The sequence below is a fragment of the Corynebacterium sp. HMSC075D04 genome (genome assembly GCF_001815635.1).
GTDB classification, from domain to species: Bacteria; Actinomycetota; Actinomycetes; order Mycobacteriales; family Mycobacteriaceae; genus Corynebacterium; species Corynebacterium coyleae.
This window is the reverse complement of record NZ_KV821332.1, coordinates 18,462-36,398: the sequence shown is the minus strand read 5'-3', so window position 1 is coordinate 36,398 and position 17,937 is coordinate 18,462. Positions and strand designations below refer to the sequence as shown.

Here is a 17,937-nt window from a genome sequence, read left to right as displayed (position 1 = left end):
TGGTGCGCCATGGCTTCGAAACAGACCGCGCTGCGCGCCTTCCTCATCGCCACCCTGGCGGGCACAGTGGGCGCTGGCACCTACGGACTGACCGCCGATAGTTCCAGCTCCGCGAACCCGGCGGGCGGCTCGTCTACCTCGAGTTCTGTTGCGGAGGCGGCGTCGTTCACCACCGCCGACGCCGGCTCGTGTTTGACGTGGCAGGTCGCCGAAGACGGCACCCATACCAACTTTGAGCAGGCGGATTGCGCCGGCGAGCACCGCTTCGAGGTTGCCGCGCGCGAGGACCTGGCCACCTACCCCACCTCCGAGTTCGGGCCCGAGGCGCCGCTGCCAAACCAGACCCGCCAGGCCCAACTGCGCGAGGAGCTCTGCGGCGCGGCGACCCTGCGCTACCTGGACGGCAAGTACGACCCGAACGGGCGTTACTCCATCGCTCCGATCCTGCCGCCGGCCGACGCGTGGCAAAACGGGGACCGCACCATGCTGTGCGGCCTGCAAGAAACCGACAGCAACGGCGAGCCGGTGCTCACCTCCGGCAAGGTTGCGGACGCGGACCAGGCCCGCGTGTTTGAGGCCGGCGAGTGCGTGGCCATCGACGCCGCCAACTCCCTGTCGGTGGTGCCATGCGACAAGCCGCACCAGTTGGAGATCACCAGCCGCGTCAACCTGGCGAAGCACTTCGCGGACCACACCCCATCCGTCGAGGAGCAGGACAAGTACCTCGGCGACGTGTGCACCCAGGCCGCGCAGGATTACCTGGGCAGCGAGGAGGCGCTGTACCAGATCGCGCTGCGCCCCTTCTGGACCTCGCAGACCCCGGCCGCCTGGGAGGGCGGTTCCCGCAGCGCCAATTGTGCGTTGATGTTCTCGCGCCCGGAGGGCCAGTTTGCCAACCTCACCGGCTCTGCAACGCAGGGTCGCGAGCATTTGCGTATCGACGACGCCCCGCCACCCGAACGCCCCGAACGACGCCCACTGCGCTCTGAGCAGCAGGCGAACCAGTCGCAGGCTCCAGCCCCTGAGGCTCCCGCACCTGCGCCGGAAGCGCCTGCCCCCGAAGCGCCTGCCCCCGAAGCGCCTGCGCCTGCACCTGAGGCTCCGGTGCAGTTCTGATGATGGCCCCGGTCAGCGACGAACTGTTCGAGGAGATGATCAACGACGCGTTGGACACCATCCCGGACCGCTTCGCCGAACATATGCAGAACATGGTGATTTTGGCCCGCGACTTCAACCCCGACGACCCCACACTGTTGGGCCTGTTCGAGGGCGTGCCGCTGACCGAGCAGCACTCCAACCATTCCGGGTTCCTTCCCGATGCGGTGTTCATCTACAAAAACGCACTCGAAGCCATCTGCGCTGACGAGGAGCAGTTGCGCCACGAGGTGAAGGTGACTGTCCTGCACGAGGTCGGCCACTACTTCGGGTTAGAGGAGCACGAGCTGCACGCCCTCGGCTGGGGTTAGGCCTTCGGCCAGCTTCCGAGCATGCGTATCTGCGTCGCCTGCTCCCCCACGGCGGCAATCGCCTGGGCGATGGGCTCGTCGTCAATATGGCCCACCAGGTCGACGAAGAAGTTGTACGTGTTGGGCTCTTTGCGGGTCGGGCGTGACTCGATGCGCGACATGTCCACCCCGCGCACCGCGAACTCTTGTAGCGCGCCGACCAGGGTGCCTGGTTTGTTGGGGGTGCGAAAGACGATGGCGGTGCGGTCGTTGCCTGTTGCGGCAGGTACCTTGCCTTGCTTACCGACGAGCACAAACCGAGTCCGCGCCGTCTCCATATCCGCCACCCCGCGGGCGTGGATGTCCAGGCCGAACAGGTCCGCAGCGCGCTCGGGCGCGGCCGCCACGTCCGCCTCGCCGTCCGCGACCATCTTCGCCGCGGCCGCGTTCGAGGACGCCGGGACGAACTCCACGCCCGGCGCGTGCTCACCAACCCAGCGTTTGACCTGGCTGTACGCCACCGGATGGGTGGCCAAGCGGCGGGCGCTGCCCAGTGTTTCGCCCGCGCGTGTCATGATGGCGAACGCGATGGACAGTTCCGTCTCGGCGTAGATCTGCACGCCGGGGGTGTCGACGAGCGCGTCGGCGGTGGTGGTCACCGCACCGTCGACGGAGTTCTCAATCGCGCACACCGCCCAATCGGTCTTGCCTTCCGCGACCGCTTTGAGCGCCGCCGCAGGCGAGTCAACCGGGACGAACTCGGCTTGGCCTGTGGAGTCGAAGCGGCGCGCCGCCTCCTCGGTGAAGGTGCCCTCGGGCCCGAGATACGCAATTCGTGTCATTTCTTCTCCTGTGCTGTTTCTTCAGCGAGTAGCGCGTAGGTGATCAGCCAGTGTGTGGCCATGAAGTTGGTGCCGGTGAGGTGGGGCACGGTGGTGTCGATAAGCATCTGCGTGCCCTCTGGCTTACCGATGGCCCGCAGCAACCACGCCCGCGTCAGCATTAGCCCGAGCAGATGGGCCTGCTGGCCGTCCTCGGGGTCGTTGACCTGGAGCGGGGTGGCGTAGAACTCCAGCGCACCCGGAGTGAAGAAGCAGTCTAGCCAGGCGGGGAAATCCTCGCCGAGTACGCGCTGCATCAGGGCTGCCTGCGCCAGCCCGTTGGGGACGAAGTCGTGGCCGGACAGTTCCCAGGTGTGTGGGTAGGCGTGGTCGTTGTGGAACCAGGCGCGGGCGGTGTCGTCGCAAAGCAAGCGGAGCTTGTGGAGGCCGAGTGCGTCGGCGGCGTCGATGATCAGCAGCAAAGCGAGCGCCGAGTTGCTATGCACGCCGTGGCGCACCGGCAACTGCTGAGTGCCAAGCCAGGCGGTGATGTTCTCCTCCAGTTGGCGGGCCAGCGGCGCCATCGCGGCCTCCCACGGGGTGCCACGCGTGACCTTGCACAACTGCAGCGCCCACGCCCAGCCATACGGCCGCTCGTACAGCGGGTGCTCGCGCAGGTAGGCAGCCTCGGCGGCGATGTTGTCGGCGGTCAGGCGCTGGTTGAGCAGGTCGGTGAGCGAGGGGTCGTCGACTAGCTTGTGCAACTTCACCCCGCTGGCCAGCATGTGCACGCACGAATGCCAGTCGAAAGACCCCCAAAACGCCGGGTGCAGGCGGCGCGGGGTGACATCCGTGTCGGCCGGCCCGAGGCTCGCGTGGTGCATCGCCGCCGGATACTCCCGGCCGACGACCTCGACGACAGTGCGCGCCCACATTTCGTGCATGGCGCTAAAGTTACCGCATGCAACGGCGCCTGAAGATAGAGATCCTGCTGGTCCTCGCCGTCACATTCGGCACCGCGGGCCTGCGCGCAGCCCTGCGCCTGATCGACTCGCTGCTCAAAGCCCCGCTCAACCAACAAACCACCACAATTTACGACGCCACCTCCACCATCCCGTGGCTCGACCTCGCCCTCCAGGCATGCTCGGCGCTGACCCTGTTCGCGTGGGGTGGACTCGCATGGTTTCTTCTCGACGACCGAACGCACCCACCGCGCCTACCTCGCCTCCCCGACCTCGCCCGCGGCGCCGGATTCGCAGCCCTGATCGGCCTGCCCGGGCTCGCGTTTTACGTCGCCGCCGTACACCTCGGCCTGTCCAAAGTTGTCGTACCGACCACCGAAGCCGTGCAGGTCCCGACCTCCCTGCTGTGGTCGTTGGCCAACGGCTTCGGCGAAGAAATCGTCGTGGTGATGTACCTGGTCACCCGCCTGCGCCAACTCGGCTGGAAGCCCTGGCAGTTCATCGCCGCCTCAGCCGTACTGCGCGGATCCTACCACCTGTATCAGGGCATCTCGGCGGGGCTGGGCAACATCGTCATGGGCGTGGTGTTCGCCTGGTACTTCCACAAAACGGGGCGCATCTGGCCGCTGATCATCGCCCATTTCCTCATCGACGCCGTGGCGTTTATCGCCTACCCGCTCCTCGACCTGTCGTGGCTCGGAATCTAACCACACGCGTCACACTGGTTACACTGTTTTCATGTCAACGACGCCCCACTCCAACGACCCCCGCGACAACGCGGGCGAGTTCGTCCTGGGCAAAGACGGAAAACCCATCGTCGACCGCTACGGCCGGCCCGTCCGCCGCCGGCCCTCACAGACCGCACGGCCTGCGGATTCCCATACGGAGCGGCCCGCACGTTCCGCCGAGCGACCCCCGCGCCGCGACGAGTGGCGCCGGGAAGAACGCCGCGTCGAACCCGGCCACACCGTGTTCGAGCCACGCCCCGCCTACGAGCCACGCCGCGCGCCCCAGTACCCTCCGCGCGAGCCTGCCCGTCCGGCGCAGTACCGGCCCGGACAGCGCCCAGCGCAGGGCCAGTACAGGCCCGCGCAGCGTCAGGCACCCCGTGATGAACGGCCGATGCCGCTGCAGGTGTCCAAGAGGAGGGAAAGGTCGGCGGGGCGTCGTCGTCAAGCAAAACGCCCTGGATGCGGCAGCATCATCGCCCTCATCATCGTGATCGCGCTCGCGTCCGTCCTCCTTACCGACGCCCGCCTCAACCGCGTCGCCGCACTCCCCGACGAACAAATCGGCAATACAGCCGGCACCAACTGGCTCCTCGTCGGTTCCGACTCACGCACGGGCCTGAGCGAACAGGACGTCGAACGACTCGGTACCGGCGGTGACATCGGCTCCACACGCACCGACACCATCATGCTGCTCCACCTGCCGCTGCGCGGCAAAGCAACCCTGATGTCCATCCCGCGCGACTCCTACCTGCCAGTACCCGGATACGGCTACGACAAAATCAACGCCGCGTTCGCCCTCGGCGGCCCCGAACTCCTCGTGCAGACCGTCGAGCAAAACACCGGGCTACACATCGACCGCTACGCCGAAATCGGCATGGGCGGCATCGCCGGCGTTGTCGACGCCGTCGGAGGCGTGGAAATCTGCGTCGCCGAACCTATCGACGACCCCCTCGCCAACCTGTTCGTCGAGCCCGGCTGCCAAGAGATGGACGGCCCCACCGCACTCGGCTACGTACGCACCCGCGCCACCGCCCAAGGCGACCTGGACCGCGTCGTCCGCCAACGCGAATTCCTCAGCGCATTGACCTCACGAGTGTTCTCACCTGCGGTGTTCCTCAACCCGTTCCGGGTCGGGCGCCTGCTGTGGGTCGCCCCAACGCTGCTCACCGTCGGCTCCGGCGACCACGTTTGGAACCTCGCCCGCATCGCCTTCGCTATGCGCGGCGGCCTTGACACCGAGACCGTGCCCATCGGCGGCTTCGACGACACCGAAGTGGGCAACGTGGTGCTCTGGGACGACGAGGCAGCCGAAGCCCTGTTCGCCCGGCTGCGGTAGCGGCTGGTTGGCGGCCGGTTGGCGGGTGGGCCGGCTGCGCCTCCTTTCCCCCGCCCCCGCCCCTCCCACACATGGTGAGAACACAACGGTGAAGACGCGTAAAAACTCGCAAGCTCTCCGTTGCGTTCTCACCATCTGTGGTGGTGGGGTCGGTGGGGGCGGCGTCGCAAAGCTAAACGGCGCCTCCTAGACGGTGCATTTCGTCGAAAATCAGCGAAATGAGCTGTGTTGGATGTACCGTTTGGGGCCAGCACCCAACCGAACCACCCCGCCACGCACGAAAAAGCCGGCCGCCGGGCGCAAACCCGGGGACCGGCTTAGAGCAGTAAGCGCTTACTGCTCGTCTGGTCGCACGACCGTCGAGCCAGAGCCAGCACCAGCAGCACCTGCGGTGCCCTCAACGCCGGGCCACTTGCCAGCGGCGATGAGCTCGTTCTTGCGCTCAACCCAGAAGTCGGCGTTCTTGATGCCGAGGGCCTCGGGGTCGAAGTGCGGGTCGATACCGGCCTTCTTCTGGCGGCGGTAGTCCCACAGACACTTGAGGGCCGGGACCTGCAGGAAGAGGATGGCGACGATGTTGAGCCATGCGGTTGCGCCCACGCCGATGTCGCCGAGTGCCCACGCGTTGCCCGGGGTAGTGGTTGCGCCGATGAACACGGCAGCGATGATCAGGACGCGTAGGCCCCAGATGATGGCCTTGCGGGCGCCTTCGTTCTTTACCCAGCGGTTGAGGTAGACGGAGTTGGTTTCTGCCATGTAGTAGTACGCCAGCACGGTGGTGAAGGCGAAGAACATGATGGCCAGCGCGATGAAGGATGGGCCGAGGCCGGCGGAGAAGGAGTTCAGGCCTTCTTGGACGAAGCCGGGGCCGACGGGCACGCCGTCGGGAAGCGAGCCGTCGTAGACTACGGCGCCGTCTTCGGACTGGCCTTCGAACACCTTGTACATGTCGGTGGAGATGATGATGAAGGCGGTTGCGGAGCAGACGAAGAGGGTGTCGATGTAGACGGCGAATGCCTGGACGAAGCCCTGCTTGGCCGGGTGGGAGACTTCGGCGGCTGCTGCGGACTGCGGGCCGGTGCCCTGGCCTGCTTCGTTGGAGTAGATGCCGCGTTTGACGCCCCACATGATGGCTGCGCCGAGCATGCCGGAGAATGCTGCTTCCTTGTCAAAGGCGGAGCGGAAGATGATGCCGAAGACTTCGGGGATGTCGGAGGCGTTGGCGAAGAGGACGACGATGGCGATGATGATGTAGATGGCGGCCATGAACGGGACGACCATGGATGCGAAGTTCGCGATGCGCTTCACGCCGCCGATGATGATGAAGGCGAGGAGGATCGCCATGACGGCTGCGGAGATCTTGACGTCGATGCCCCATGCGTTGTCCACGGCTGCGGCTACGCCGTTGGCCTGGATGCCGGGGAGGAAGTAGGAGGTTGCCAGCAGCATGCAGATTGCGAAGATGATGGCGTAGACCAGCATGAATGGTGCGGCGGTGGTGTGCTTGTAGGCCTTCTCGATGTAGTAGGCGGGGCCACCGCGGTATTCGCCGGTGTCGCGGTCGGTTTCCTTGTAGATCTGGGCGAGGCAGCACTCGATGAACGAGGTTGCGGAGCCGAGTAGGGCGACGAGCCACATCCAGAAGACTGCGCCGGGGCCACCGAAGGCGATGGCGGTGGCGACGCCGGCGATGTTGCCGACGCCGACGCGGCCGGCCAGGGAGATCATCAGGGATTGGAACGAGGAGATGCCTTCCTCGGACTTTTCGCCGGATTTGAGTTGGCGGATCATGTCCGGCAGGCAGCGGATCTGCAGGAACAGGGTGACGAGTGTGAAGTATGCGCCTGCGCCGAGGCACAGGAACACCAACCAGTTGGACCAAATGAGGCCATTGAGGGTGTCGATGAACCCTTCCATGGCGCCCTCCTTTTGTTTGTGTGCTGGGGTTTTCTTGAACGTCGTTTCAAGTAACTAGAGAATCTAGACCATCACTTTGTGCTGTGTGTCACTTTTTGTGTAAAAATTATTCTTCGGCACCAAAAATATTCGGCCCCAATTGTTGGGCAGACGTTGCGGACGCCGCTGCAGTATTGAAAGGATGTTTATGGAACCCGCTGGTAAGCGCACGAATCGTATGCGTAGGTATTCGCCTGCTTGGCCGGTCAAGGACTTGCCCGCAAGTTCGCATGTGCTTGTCGACGACTCCACCCAACCGGCTGATACCAATCCCGACGCCACCCCCGATGCGGATGTGAAAGCGAAGGCGGTGTGGCGTTTCTTTGTGTACAGCGCCATCGGTATCTTCGCGTTTTTCGTGCCGTTTTCTATTAATGGTTCGAAGTCGACGATCCTGCTGGATCACATCGTCACGTGGATCACGACGACCCTCGGCGAGGGCACCCGTTTCCTGGCGCTGGCGGCGATCATCGCTGGCACAATCTACCAGTTCGTCTCCGGTCGCTGGAAAGAGGACTACGCACGCATGGCATTTGCGGCACTGTCTGTGCTGGCGATTGTGCTGTGCGCGATGCTGACGTTTGGGTTCGGCCCGGAGTGGTTGTTCAACCCGGACATTGGCCCGTTCATCCTGGATAAGTTGGTGATCTCGGTCGGGCTGCTGATCCCGGTCGGCGCGATCTTTTTGGGTTTGCTGGTGGGCTTTGGCCTGATGGAGTTCATTGGCGTGATGGTGCAGCCGATCATGCGCCCGGTGTTCCGCACTCCGGGCAAGTCTGCGGTGGATGCGGTGGCGTCATTCCTTGGTTCCTACTCGCTGGGCCTGTTGATCACGGATCGTATGTATAAGAACGGCAGCTATAACGGGCGTGAGGCGTCGATTGTTGCTGCAGGTTTTTCTACGGTGTCGGCCACGTTTATGGTGATCGTCGCTAAGACGCTCGACATCATGGAGCACTGGATCGCGTACTTCTTTATCGCCTTCATCATCACGTTTATCGTGACGGCGATTACGGTGCGCATCCCTCCGATTTCGCGCATTCCGGAGGATTATTACCCGGGGGCGACGCCGCATCCGGAGAAGGAGATCACCGGTAACCGTTTCAAGGCGGCATGGCGTGAGGCGAAGATTGAGCTCAACCGTGCGGATTCGTTGGGCAAGGTGTTGTGGACGAACTTCCGCGACGGTTTGGTCATGGCGGTGCAGGTCACGCCGGGCATCATGTCGGTTGGCGTGATTGGCCTGGTGCTGGCGACGTACACCCCGGTGTTCAAGGCCGTTGGCGTGGTGTTCTACCCGGTGGTGTGGTTGCTGCGCCTGCCGGATCCGTGGGCAACCTCGGGTGCGCTGGCGACCGGCTTGGCGGAGATGTTCCTGCCAGCCACGTTGACGGCGGGTTCGGATGACATGGTGTTGAAGTTCACCATTGCTGTGGTGTGCGTGAGCCAGATTTTCTTCTTCTCGGCGATGGTGCCGGCGGTGTTGGCGACGGACATTCCGCTGAACATCGTGAAGATGGTCATCATTTGGTTCATCCGCGTGGTGCTCACCGTGATCATTACGGTGCCCGTCGCCCACCTGCTGTTCTAAGGGGCTTTTGCTTAGCGACGACGCCCTGCCGTCGCAGTTACCGCATCGTCGATAAGCCGTGCTGCGGCTTTGGCGGTGCGGTTATCTACGTCGAAATCGGGGTTGAGTTCGACAACATCCAGCAGCGCGACGCGGCCGGTGGCGGCGACGGCGGAAACCATGGCGCGCAGTTTCGCGTAGTCCACGCCGAAGCCCGCGGGGGCGGACACACCCGGCGCGACGGCGGCGGGAAGGACGTCGAGGTCGATGGAGAGGTGGATCGGCAGGTCGCCGTCGACGGAGGCGAGGGCGCGGTAGACGGCTTCGCGCATCGACATTTCAGCAAGTTCGGTGTCCAGCACGGTGGTCACACCGAGGTCGTCGGCGGTGTCGAAGAGCACCTTGGTGTTGTTGGGCTGGGAGATGCCGAAGACGGAGTAGTCGAAGTCGCTGCCCGCTAGGTCGGCGATCTGGCGGAAGGGTGTGCCGGAGGTGGGTCGGCTGGCGGTGCGCAGGTCGAAGTGGGCGTCGAAGTTGATGATGTGCATCGGGCCGATGGCCTCGTAGGCGCCGCGGTGGGTGGCAAAGGAGGTTTCGTGTCCGCCGCCAAGCACGACGGTCATGCCGTCTGCGCCTTGCGCGGTGACGAGGTCATACACCTTGTCGGAAAGGGTCCGTTGCGCGGTTTCGAGGTCGTCGTTTTGGGTGGTGACGGTGCCGGCGTCGATAAGCGTGCGCTCGTCGTGAATAGCGAGGGAGCCGAGTGCGGCGCGCAACGCGTCGGGGCCCTGGGCGGCGCCTTGGCGGCCGCCGTTGCGCTCAACGCCTTCGTCGGAGGCAAAGCCGATGAGGTGCACGGCTCCTTCGTGCGGTTCGGCGTTGGTGGAGACCTCGCTGTGCCAGCGGGCGTGCTCGGCGCCGGGGCCGTCGTCGCGGCCGGTCCAGTCGGGTGCGGGTGCGAAAAGTGGTGCTGTGACTGTATTCATGCCACACGAGCCTAGCGTCGGGGCATACTGAGAGGCGATGAATAAGCCCCAGGTTCCCGCTGCGCACAATGTGCTGCGCATCCTGTCGCTGCTGTCCACTACAGATGCGCCGATTTCTGCGACCCGTATTCAACGCGAGTTGGAGCTGCCCCGTTCGACGACGTACCACTTGCTGCGCGAGTTGGAGGATTCCGGCTTTGTGGTGCACTTGAAAAACCCGGGCACGTACGGGTTGGGGTTGGCGGCGTACCGGATGTCGCAGGCGTACACCACGCAGCAGCCGTTGGTGCGGCTCGCGACGAAGCCTCTCGCCCGTATTGCTGCGCTTGCTGGGGGTTCGGCTCACCTGACGCGCCTGGCCGGGTCGGAGATTGTGTACCTGCACGAGGTGCGTGCTCCAGGGGCGGTGTCGTTGGTGACGGAGGTTGGTGTGCGCCTGCCGGCGTTGGCTACGGCGTCGGGGCGCATCATGTGTGCGTATTTGCCGGATGCGGAGTTGCGTGCGGTGTTCACGTCGTCTGGCGAGCGTCGTCGGTACAGCGAGGTCAAAGCGCAGCTTATCGACGTCCGCGAGCACGGCTGGGAAAGCGAATGCGAGGAAGTCTCGCGCGGGCAGGAGTCCGTGGCGGTTGCGGTGCTGGACCATCTGGAGCGACCGGCGGCGGCGCTTGCGGCGACGTTCCCGGTGGGAAGCACCGATAAGCAGGCACTTTTGGGGGCTTTGGAGGATGCCTCGGCACGCTTGCGCACGCAGTTTTTTGGTAATCGTTGAGCACTACACCGGTGTGATCTAGCATCGCACGCATGACAACTATTACCCCCGTCACAGTAGGCATCGGCGCGCTGTCCGTTGAGGACGTCGTCGCCGTCGCGCGCTACGGCGCAAACGTTGAGATCGATCCGGCGGCGCTCGAGGAAATCGCCGCTACCCGTGAGCGCATCGAGGAGCTCGCTGCGGACCCGACCCCGGTCTATGGCGTCTCCACCGGCTTTGGCGCCCTGGCCACGAAGCACATCCCGGAAGATATGCGCGCGCAGCTGCAGGTATCGCTGGTGCGCTCCCACGCCGCGGGCTCCGGCCCGGAGGTGGAAGAAGAGGTCATTCGCGCGCTGATGCTGCTGCGCCTGTCCACGCTGTGCACGGGCCGCACGGGTGTGCGCCCGGTGGTGGCGGAGACCTACGCCGCCGCGCTGAACGCTGGGATCACGCCCGTGGTGCGCGAGTTCGGTTCGCTGGGTTGCTCCGGCGACCTGGCGCCGCTGGCCCACTGCGCCCTGGCCCTGCTGGGCGAGGGCGAGGTCCGCGTCAAGGGTGGCGAAATCGTTCCGGCCGCTGACGCCCTTGCCCAGGCCGGCATCGAGCCGTTGGTTCTGCGCGAAAAGGAAGGCTTGGCGCTGATCAACGGCACCGATGGCATGCTCGGCATGCTGTGCCTGGCCATCGCGGACCTGCGCGAGGCGGCCAAGGTTTCGGACATCGCAACCGCGATGAGCGTGGAGGGTCTCAACGGCACGCTGTCTGTTTTCGACGACGACCTGCAGCAGCTGCGCCCGCACCCGGGCCAGGCGGATGCCGCGTACAACATCCGCACCGTGGCGGCAGATTCGCCGATTCTGACAGCTGCGCTCGAGGGCTTCAAGGCTAACGACGTGCAGGATGCGTACTCGATCCGTTGCACCCCGCAGGTCGCCGGCGGTTTCCGCGACACACTGACGTACGTGACCACGGTGGCGGACCGCGAGCTCGCCGCCGCGAACGACAACCCGGTGGTGGCCAAGGACTGCCGTGTCGCCTCGAACGGCAACTTCCATGGCGCACCAGTGGCGTACGTGTTGGACTTTTTGGCGATTGTGGTGGCAGATTTGGCGTCGATTAGCGAGCGCCGCACGGACCGCTTCCTCGACCCGGCACGCAACCGCGGCCTCAACGCATTCCTTGCGGGCGACCCGGGCGTGGATTCCGGCCACATGATCGCCCAGTACACGCAGGCGGGCATTGTCGGCGAGCTCAAGCGCAACGCGGTGCCGGCGTCTGCGGATTCGATCCCGTCGTCCGCGATGCAGGAGGACCACGTTTCCATGGGCTGGTCGGCGGGCCGCAAGCTGCGCCGCAGCATCGATGGCCTGCAGCGCGTGCTTGCAGTGGAGATCCTCACCGCCGCGCGTGCGCTGGACATGCGCGAGGGTGAGCCGTCCGTCGGCACCGGTGCAGCTCTGGCCACGCTGCGTAAGCATGTGGAGGGCCCGGGCACCGATCGTTTCCTGGCCCCGGAGATTGAGCACTCCGTCCAGTTGGTCAAAGGCGGGGATTACGTTCAGGCCGTTGAGGCGGTTGTGGGCACACTTCGCTAAACCGCACTACTCAACGGGCGGCGCCGCAGCATCGGCGCCGCCTGTTTTCTATTACGCATCACCAATAGTCTGGGAACCCAGACAACTGGCGACACTGCCCCCTTTGTTACCACGGGAAACTCCATACACTGTCGCCTACATCATTAACCCCCGCAGATTGTGATTGGAGTCTCATTATGGCTGGCCGGTACCCGAATGGCGATTTCTACGACTTTGAAAGCGAACTGTCCACGGAGGAAAAGGACATCCTCTACAACGTCCGCGATTGGGCGAAGGAGAAGGTGCTCCCGATCGCGGTGGACTACTGGAACCGTTCGGAGTTCCCGCACGAGCTGCTGCCGTCGATTGGCGAGCTCAACATCATCAGCCTCGTACGCGGCCAGGGTCGCTCCCGCCTACTCGCAGGCCTCGTCGCGGCGGAGATTCACCGCGCCGACGGTTCCGTGGGCACGTTTTTCTCCGGCCAGGACGGCCTGTTCACCGGCAGCATCGAGCTGCTCGGCTCGGAGGAGCAGAAGGAGCGCTGGCTGCCGGACCTCTACGCCGTGCGCAAGACCGGCGTGCTTGCGATCACGGAGCCGGAGGCTGGCTCCGACGTTGCCCAGGGCATGCGCACCACAGCCACCAAGGTGGATGGCGGCTGGATCCTCAACGGCGCGAAGCGCTGGATCGGCAACGCAACCTTCTCCGACTACGTCGCCGTCTACGCCCGCGACCCGGAGGACGAGCAGGTCAAGGGCTTCATCGTGGACACCACGTCCGAGGGCTACACGGCCACGCTGATGGAAAACCGCATTGCCATCCGCGCGGTGCAAAACGCCGACATCACGCTCGACAACGTGTTTGTTCCGGACAGCGACAAGCTCGAGGGCGCGAACTCGTTCAAGGACATCAACAAGGTGTTCAAGAGTGCACGTTCCACGGTGGGTTGGCAGGCCGTCGGTACGCAGATGGGCGCGCTCGACGTGGCACTCGGCTACGCGGATGAGCGCATCCAGTTTGGCAAGAAGATCTCCTCGTTCCAGCTCAACCAGAACAAGCTGGCCACCATGCAGGGCAACCTCGTTGCCTCCGAGTCGATGATGGCCCAGTTGGCCCGCATGGAGGATCGCGGTTCCGCGAACAACGAGCAGTCCGCGCTGGCCAAGGCGTTCACCTCGAAGCTCATGCGTGAGACGGTCGCGCTCGGCCGCGAGATCCTCGGCGGCAACGGCCTGATCTCGGATTACCGCATGGCGAAGATCTTCAACGACGCCGAGGCCATCTACTCCTACGAGGGCACCTACGACATCAACCAGCTCATCGTCGGTCGTTCCATCACGGGCGAATCGGCCTTCGTCTAGTCCACGCAGGAGGCAACACTATGAATGCACCACTCTCTGGAATCCGCGTCCTCGACCTTTCCCGCGTGCTCGCGGGACCGTTCTGCTCCATGATCTTGGCGGACCTCGGTGCTGAGGTGATCAAGGTGGAGTCGCCGTGGGGTGACGATTCGCGTCAGTTCGGCCCGTTCGTCGACGGCACGTCCGCCTACTATCGCCTGTTCAACCGCTCGAAGATGGGCATCACGCTGGACTTCAAAAACGACGACGATAAGGAAGTGCTGCGTGATCTTGTCCGTCGCGCTGATGTGGTCGTCGAAAATTTCCGCCCTGGTGTGCTTGAGAAGCTCGGCCTTGCGCCGAAGGATTTGCTGGAGATCAACCCGCGCCTCGTGGTCACGAGTATCTCCGGCTTCGGCCAGACGGGCTCGCTTGCCAAGGAACCGGCGTACGACCTGGTTGCGCAGGCGATGAGTGGCCTGATGTCGATTACGGGTTGGCCGAACAGCAAGCCGACGCGCGTGGGCATCTCGCTGGGTGATCTCATCCCGGGCCTCTACGCCGCAATCGGCACGGTTTCGGCGCTCTACCAGCGCGAATCCAGCGGTACCGGCCAGCATTTGGACCTTGCTATGTACGACTCGCTCATCTCCGTCATGGAGTCCGTAGGCATGCGTGCGCTTTACGACGACACCCCGCCCACCCGCATCGGCAACGACCACGGCCTGTCAGCGCCGTTTTCCACGTATGCGACCAAGGACGGCGACGTAGTCATCGCGATCACCACGAACCGGCTGTTCGAGCGCCTGGCCAACGCGCTGGGCATCCCGGAGATGGCCACCGACCATCGCTTTGCAGAGCCGGTGGCCCGCTCCGACAACCGGGTTGCGCTGCGCGAACTGATCGAAGAAGCGCTAAGCACGAAGACACGCTCGGAGACCATCGCCCTGTTTGAAGAACATGGTGTGCCCACCGCCCGCGTGTACGACCTGGACGAGGCACTACGCAGCCCGTTCGCCCAGGAACGCGGTGTGGTGGTTGAAGAAACGGATGGGTTCCGCACCCTCGCCTCCCCGCTCAAGCTCGCCGGCATGGAAAAGCCGACGCCGGCGCCGGAGTTGGGGCAAGACAACGAACGTATCCAGTCCTGGTTGAGCGAAGATCCGCGCACCACCTGAGTTCCGTAAAGGAGCAGCACCATGGATGAAACACAGACCCCACGTCGTGGTGGCAGCACCCGTTGGATTCCGGGCGACAACATCGCCGCAGTCCCGTCCCTTCCGCCCGAGCACGAGGTGGACAGCCTGGAGCCGAAGAACAAGTGGAGGTTTTTCCTCTACAGCGCGATCGGTTCCTTTGCGTTTTTCGTCCCGTTTACTGTCGGGGAGAAGAACACGATTCTGCTGGATCACATTGTGAGCTGGCTGCAAGCGGCGCTTGGTCCGGCGTTGCCGTACATCACCTTGGTGATGATCACCGCCGGCGCCGTCTACCAATTCGCCACCGGCAAGTGGCGCGAGGATAAAGCGCGTGCCGTGTTCGCGTTCCTGTCCGCGCTGGCGGTGGTGTTGTGCGCGATGCTCGTGTTCAACTTCGGCCCCGCATTTCTTTTCGACGAACGCCTCGGCCCCTTCATCCTGAACAAACTCGTCATCCCCGTCGGCCTGCTTATCCCAGTCGGCGCGGTGTTTTTGGGTTTGTTGGTTGGATTCGGCCTAATGGAATTCATCGGTGTGATGGTGCAGCGGTTCATGCGGCCGGTGTATCGCACCCCGGGTAAGTCGGCCGTTGACGCAGTGGCGTCGTTTTTGGGGTCATACTCGCTGGGCCTTTTGATTACCAACCGCGTCTACCGCACCGGCGGCTATACGGCGCGCGAAGCGTCGATCATCGCGGCTGGGTTCTCCACCGCATCGGCGACGTTCATGGTGGTTGTGGCGCGAACGCTGGACCTGATGCACATCTGGGGCGTGTACTTCGCGGTCACGCTCCTTGTGTGCTTCCTAGTCACTATCGTCGTCGTCCGCATCCCTCCGTTGAGCACGATCCCGGACGATTACTACCCGGGCGCTACCCCGCAGCCGGAGGAGCGCGTGGAGGGCAACCTGTTCGCCGCCGCGTGGAAGGAAGCAAAGGCGTTTTTGGCGCAGGCGGAGTCGCTGCCGAAGACCATTTGGCGCAACTTCAAAGACGGCGTGATCATGACCATCCAGGTCATCCCGGGCATCATGGCTGTTGGCATCATCGGCTTGGCGCTGGCGTTCTACACCCCGGCATTCAAGATTCTGGGCGCGCTGTTCTACCCGCTCGCGTGGGTGTTCCAGTTGCCGGATCCGTGGCTCGCGTCCGAGGCGTTTGCCATCGGCCTCTCTGAGCTGTTCCTGCCGGCAACGCTGGCGGCTGGCAACGAGTCTGACGTACTGCGCTTCACCGTTGGTGTGGTCTCCATCAGCCAGGTGTTCTTCTTCTCCTCGATGATCCCGGCGGTGCTGGCCACGGACATCCCGTTGAAGATCAGCCACATGGTGATCATCTGGTTCCAGCGCGTGGTGCTGTCCATCATCCTGACGGTGCCGATTGCGTACCTGATCTTCTAACCCCCACTGCCCGGTCTGTCTCGTATCCGAGACAAACCGGGCAAAAACTGTATTCCAGCAACCACATTGCTCCCTTATCCTCAATGTAACGCGGGTTACATTCCTGTCGGATTGTGGCCCTGCATCACGAAACTCAATGAGCCGTAGAAAGGATTCCCATGGCGAAGAACTGGTCCGAAGGTGCACGCGAGGTCCGCTCCCCGCGAGGCACTGAGATCACTGCAAAGTCCTGGCAGACCGAGGCCCCGCTGCGCATGCTGCAGAACAACCTTGACCCCGAGGTTGCGGAGCGCCCCGATGACCTCGTCGTCTACGGCGGCACCGGTCGTGCGGCACGTAGCTGGGAGGCCTTTGACGCGATCGTCGATACGCTGAAGGACCTCGAGTCCGACGAGACGCTGCTGGTCCAGTCGGGCAAGCCGGTCGGCGTATGGAAGACCAACGAGTGGGCGCCGCGCGTGCTCATCGCCAACTCCAACCTGGTTGGCGACTGGGCGGACTGGGAGCATTTCCGCGAGCTCGAGGACGAGGGCCTGATGATGTACGGCCAGATGACGGCCGGTTCCTGGATCTACATCGCAACCCAGGGCATCCTGCAGGGCACCTACGAAACCTTCGCGGCTGTGGCGAAGAAGCGTTTCAACGGCACGCTCGCCGGCACCCTGACCCTGACCGGCGGCTGCGGCGGCATGGGTGGCGCACAGCCACTGTCCGTCACCCTCAACGGTGGCGCCTGCCTCATCGTCGATGTTGACGAGGGCCGCCTGAAGCGCCGCCAGGGCAAGCGCTACCTCGACGAGGTCACCACCGACCTCGAGGAAGCCATCAAGCTGGTCACCGACGCGAAGAACGAGAAGCGCGCCCTGTCCGTTGGCCTCGTCGGCAACGCATCCGAGGTCTTCCCGGAGATGCTGCGCCGCCACCGCGCTGGCGAGTTCACCGTGGACATCGTCACCGACCAGACCTCCGCACACGACCCGCTGTCCTACCTGCCGAGCGAGATCCCGTTCGCCGATTGGCACACCGAGGCAGACGCCGACCCGACCACCTTTACCAAGAAGGCCCGCGAGGCCATGGCCGCACAGGTCCAGGCAATGGTCGAGTTCCAGGACGAGGGCGCCGAGGTGTTCGACTACGGCAACTCCATCCGCGACGAGGCCCGCAAGGCCGGCTACTCCCGCGCGTTTGAGTTCCCGGGCTTCGTCCCGGCCTACATCCGCCCGCTGTTCTGCGAGGGCCTTGGCCCGTTCCGCTGGGTTGCACTTTCCGGCGACCCGGAGGACATCAAGGTCACCGACCAGGCCATCAAGGAGGCTTTCCCGGACAACGAGCACCTGCACCGCTGGCTCGATGCGGCCGAGGAGTACGTGGAGTTCGAGGGCCTGCCGGCACGTATTTGCTGGCTGGGCTACGGCGAGCGTGCCAAGGCCGGCGTGATCTTCAACAACCTGGTCAAGGAAGGCAAGGTCAAGGCACCGATCGTCATCGGCCGTGACCACCTGGACTCCGGCTCCGTGGCCTCCCCGTACCGCGAGACCGAGTCCATGCTCGACGGCACCGACGCTGTGGCTGACTGGCCGCTGCTCAACGCCATGACCGCTGTGTCCGGCGGCGCGACCTGGGTATCCATCCACCACGGTGGTGGCGTGGGCATGGGTCGTTCCATCCACACCGGCCAGGTCACGGTGGCTGACGGCACCGAGCTCGCCGAGGCGAAGCTCAAGGCTGTGCTCACCAACGATCCGGGTATGGGCGTCATCCGCCACGTGGATGCCGGTTACTCCCGCGCCAACGAGGTCGCGCAGGAGCGCGGCGTGCGCATCCCGATGAAGTTCCAGGCACGCGACTAATCCCGCGCC

The 17,937-nt window shown here is 64.3% G+C and carries 15 protein-coding genes; 11 read left to right on the top strand and 4 right to left on the bottom strand.

Annotation, left to right across the window (positions count from 1 at the left end; translation table 11 throughout):
- Positions 1-9: 9 nt before the first annotated feature.
- Positions 10-1,116 (top strand): septum formation family protein, encoded by a 1,107-nt coding sequence (locus tag HMPREF3048_RS04500; protein ID WP_070771311.1) that lies wholly within the window; start codon positions 10-12, stop codon positions 1,114-1,116.
- A gap of 2 nt (positions 1,117-1,118) precedes the next feature.
- Entirely contained in the window at positions 1,119-1,466 is a 348-nt protein-coding gene (locus tag HMPREF3048_RS04495) for a metallopeptidase family protein (RefSeq protein WP_070568884.1), read from the top strand.
- Here HMPREF3048_RS04495 and pheA read toward each other — a convergent pair.
- Both pheA and HMPREF3048_RS04485 read right to left on the bottom strand, forming a co-directional pair.
- Positions 1,463-2,287 carry a prephenate dehydratase gene (gene pheA, locus HMPREF3048_RS04490; RefSeq protein WP_070771310.1) on the bottom strand — a complete coding sequence of 275 codons (825 nt, stop codon included), beginning with the start codon at positions 2,285-2,287 and terminating at the stop codon, positions 1,463-1,465. The two genes, HMPREF3048_RS04495 and pheA, sit on opposite strands and share 4 nt — an antisense overlap.
- Positions 2,284-3,210 carry a DUF2891 family protein gene (locus tag HMPREF3048_RS04485; protein WP_070771309.1) on the bottom strand — a complete coding sequence of 309 codons (927 nt, stop codon included), beginning with the start codon at positions 3,208-3,210 and terminating at the stop codon, positions 2,284-2,286. The genes pheA and HMPREF3048_RS04485 overlap by 4 nt, the downstream gene beginning before the upstream one ends.
- A gap of 17 nt (positions 3,211-3,227) precedes the next feature.
- On the opposite strand from HMPREF3048_RS04485, the gene HMPREF3048_RS04480 reads away from it, so the two are divergent.
- Positions 3,228-3,935: a CPBP family intramembrane glutamic endopeptidase gene (locus tag HMPREF3048_RS04480; RefSeq protein ID WP_070422644.1), complete on the top strand. Its 708-nt coding sequence runs from the start codon at positions 3,228-3,230 to the stop codon at positions 3,933-3,935.
- 31 nt (positions 3,936-3,966) lie between these two features.
- Positions 3,967-5,295 carry an LCP family protein gene (locus HMPREF3048_RS04475; protein ID WP_083316739.1) on the top strand — a complete coding sequence of 443 codons (1,329 nt, stop codon included), beginning with the start codon at positions 3,967-3,969 and terminating at the stop codon, positions 5,293-5,295.
- A gap of 333 nt (positions 5,296-5,628) precedes the next feature.
- On the opposite strand, the gene HMPREF3048_RS04470 is transcribed toward HMPREF3048_RS04475, so the two are convergent.
- Entirely contained in the window at positions 5,629-7,212 is a 1,584-nt protein-coding gene (locus HMPREF3048_RS04470; protein WP_083279457.1) for an alanine/glycine:cation symporter family protein, read from the bottom strand.
- A gap of 187 nt (positions 7,213-7,399) precedes the next feature.
- Between HMPREF3048_RS04470 and HMPREF3048_RS04465 the strand changes: the two genes are divergently transcribed.
- Positions 7,400-8,842 carry a YjiH family protein gene (locus tag HMPREF3048_RS04465; protein ID WP_246818846.1) on the top strand — a complete coding sequence of 481 codons (1,443 nt, stop codon included), beginning with the start codon at positions 7,400-7,402 and terminating at the stop codon, positions 8,840-8,842.
- A gap of 11 nt (positions 8,843-8,853) precedes the next feature.
- On the opposite strand, the gene hutG is transcribed toward HMPREF3048_RS04465, so the two are convergent.
- Positions 8,854-9,807, bottom strand: coding sequence for a formimidoylglutamase (gene hutG, locus HMPREF3048_RS04460; RefSeq protein WP_070483180.1), 954 nt, complete (start codon positions 9,805-9,807; stop codon positions 8,854-8,856).
- Between the two features lie 37 nt (positions 9,808-9,844).
- Between hutG and HMPREF3048_RS04455 the strand changes: the two genes are divergently transcribed.
- The 6 genes from HMPREF3048_RS04455 (at position 9,845) to hutU (ending at position 17,928) form a co-directional block, all read left to right on the top strand.
- Positions 9,845-10,579, top strand: a complete 735-nt coding sequence (locus HMPREF3048_RS04455) for an IclR family transcriptional regulator (protein ID WP_070771308.1) — start codon at positions 9,845-9,847, stop codon at positions 10,577-10,579.
- A 32-nt stretch (positions 10,580-10,611) separates the two neighbouring features.
- Entirely contained in the window at positions 10,612-12,159 is a 1,548-nt protein-coding gene (gene hutH / locus HMPREF3048_RS04450) for a histidine ammonia-lyase (protein WP_070771307.1), read from the top strand.
- A 176-nt stretch (positions 12,160-12,335) separates the two neighbouring features.
- Positions 12,336-13,502, top strand: a complete 1,167-nt coding sequence (locus HMPREF3048_RS04445) for an acyl-CoA dehydrogenase family protein (RefSeq protein WP_070422648.1) — start codon at positions 12,336-12,338, stop codon at positions 13,500-13,502.
- Positions 13,503-13,522: 20 nt separating this feature from the next.
- Positions 13,523-14,659 (top strand): CaiB/BaiF CoA transferase family protein, encoded by a 1,137-nt coding sequence (locus tag HMPREF3048_RS04440; protein WP_070771306.1) that lies wholly within the window; start codon positions 13,523-13,525, stop codon positions 14,657-14,659.
- 21 nt (positions 14,660-14,680) lie between these two features.
- Positions 14,681-16,078 (top strand): YjiH family protein, encoded by a 1,398-nt coding sequence (locus tag HMPREF3048_RS04435; protein WP_141758854.1) that lies wholly within the window; start codon positions 14,681-14,683, stop codon positions 16,076-16,078.
- A gap of 158 nt (positions 16,079-16,236) precedes the next feature.
- On the top strand, positions 16,237-17,928 hold the full coding sequence (gene hutU / locus HMPREF3048_RS04430; RefSeq protein WP_083308984.1) for a urocanate hydratase: 1,692 nt from the start codon (positions 16,237-16,239) through the stop codon (positions 17,926-17,928).
- Positions 17,929-17,937 lie beyond the last annotated feature (9 nt).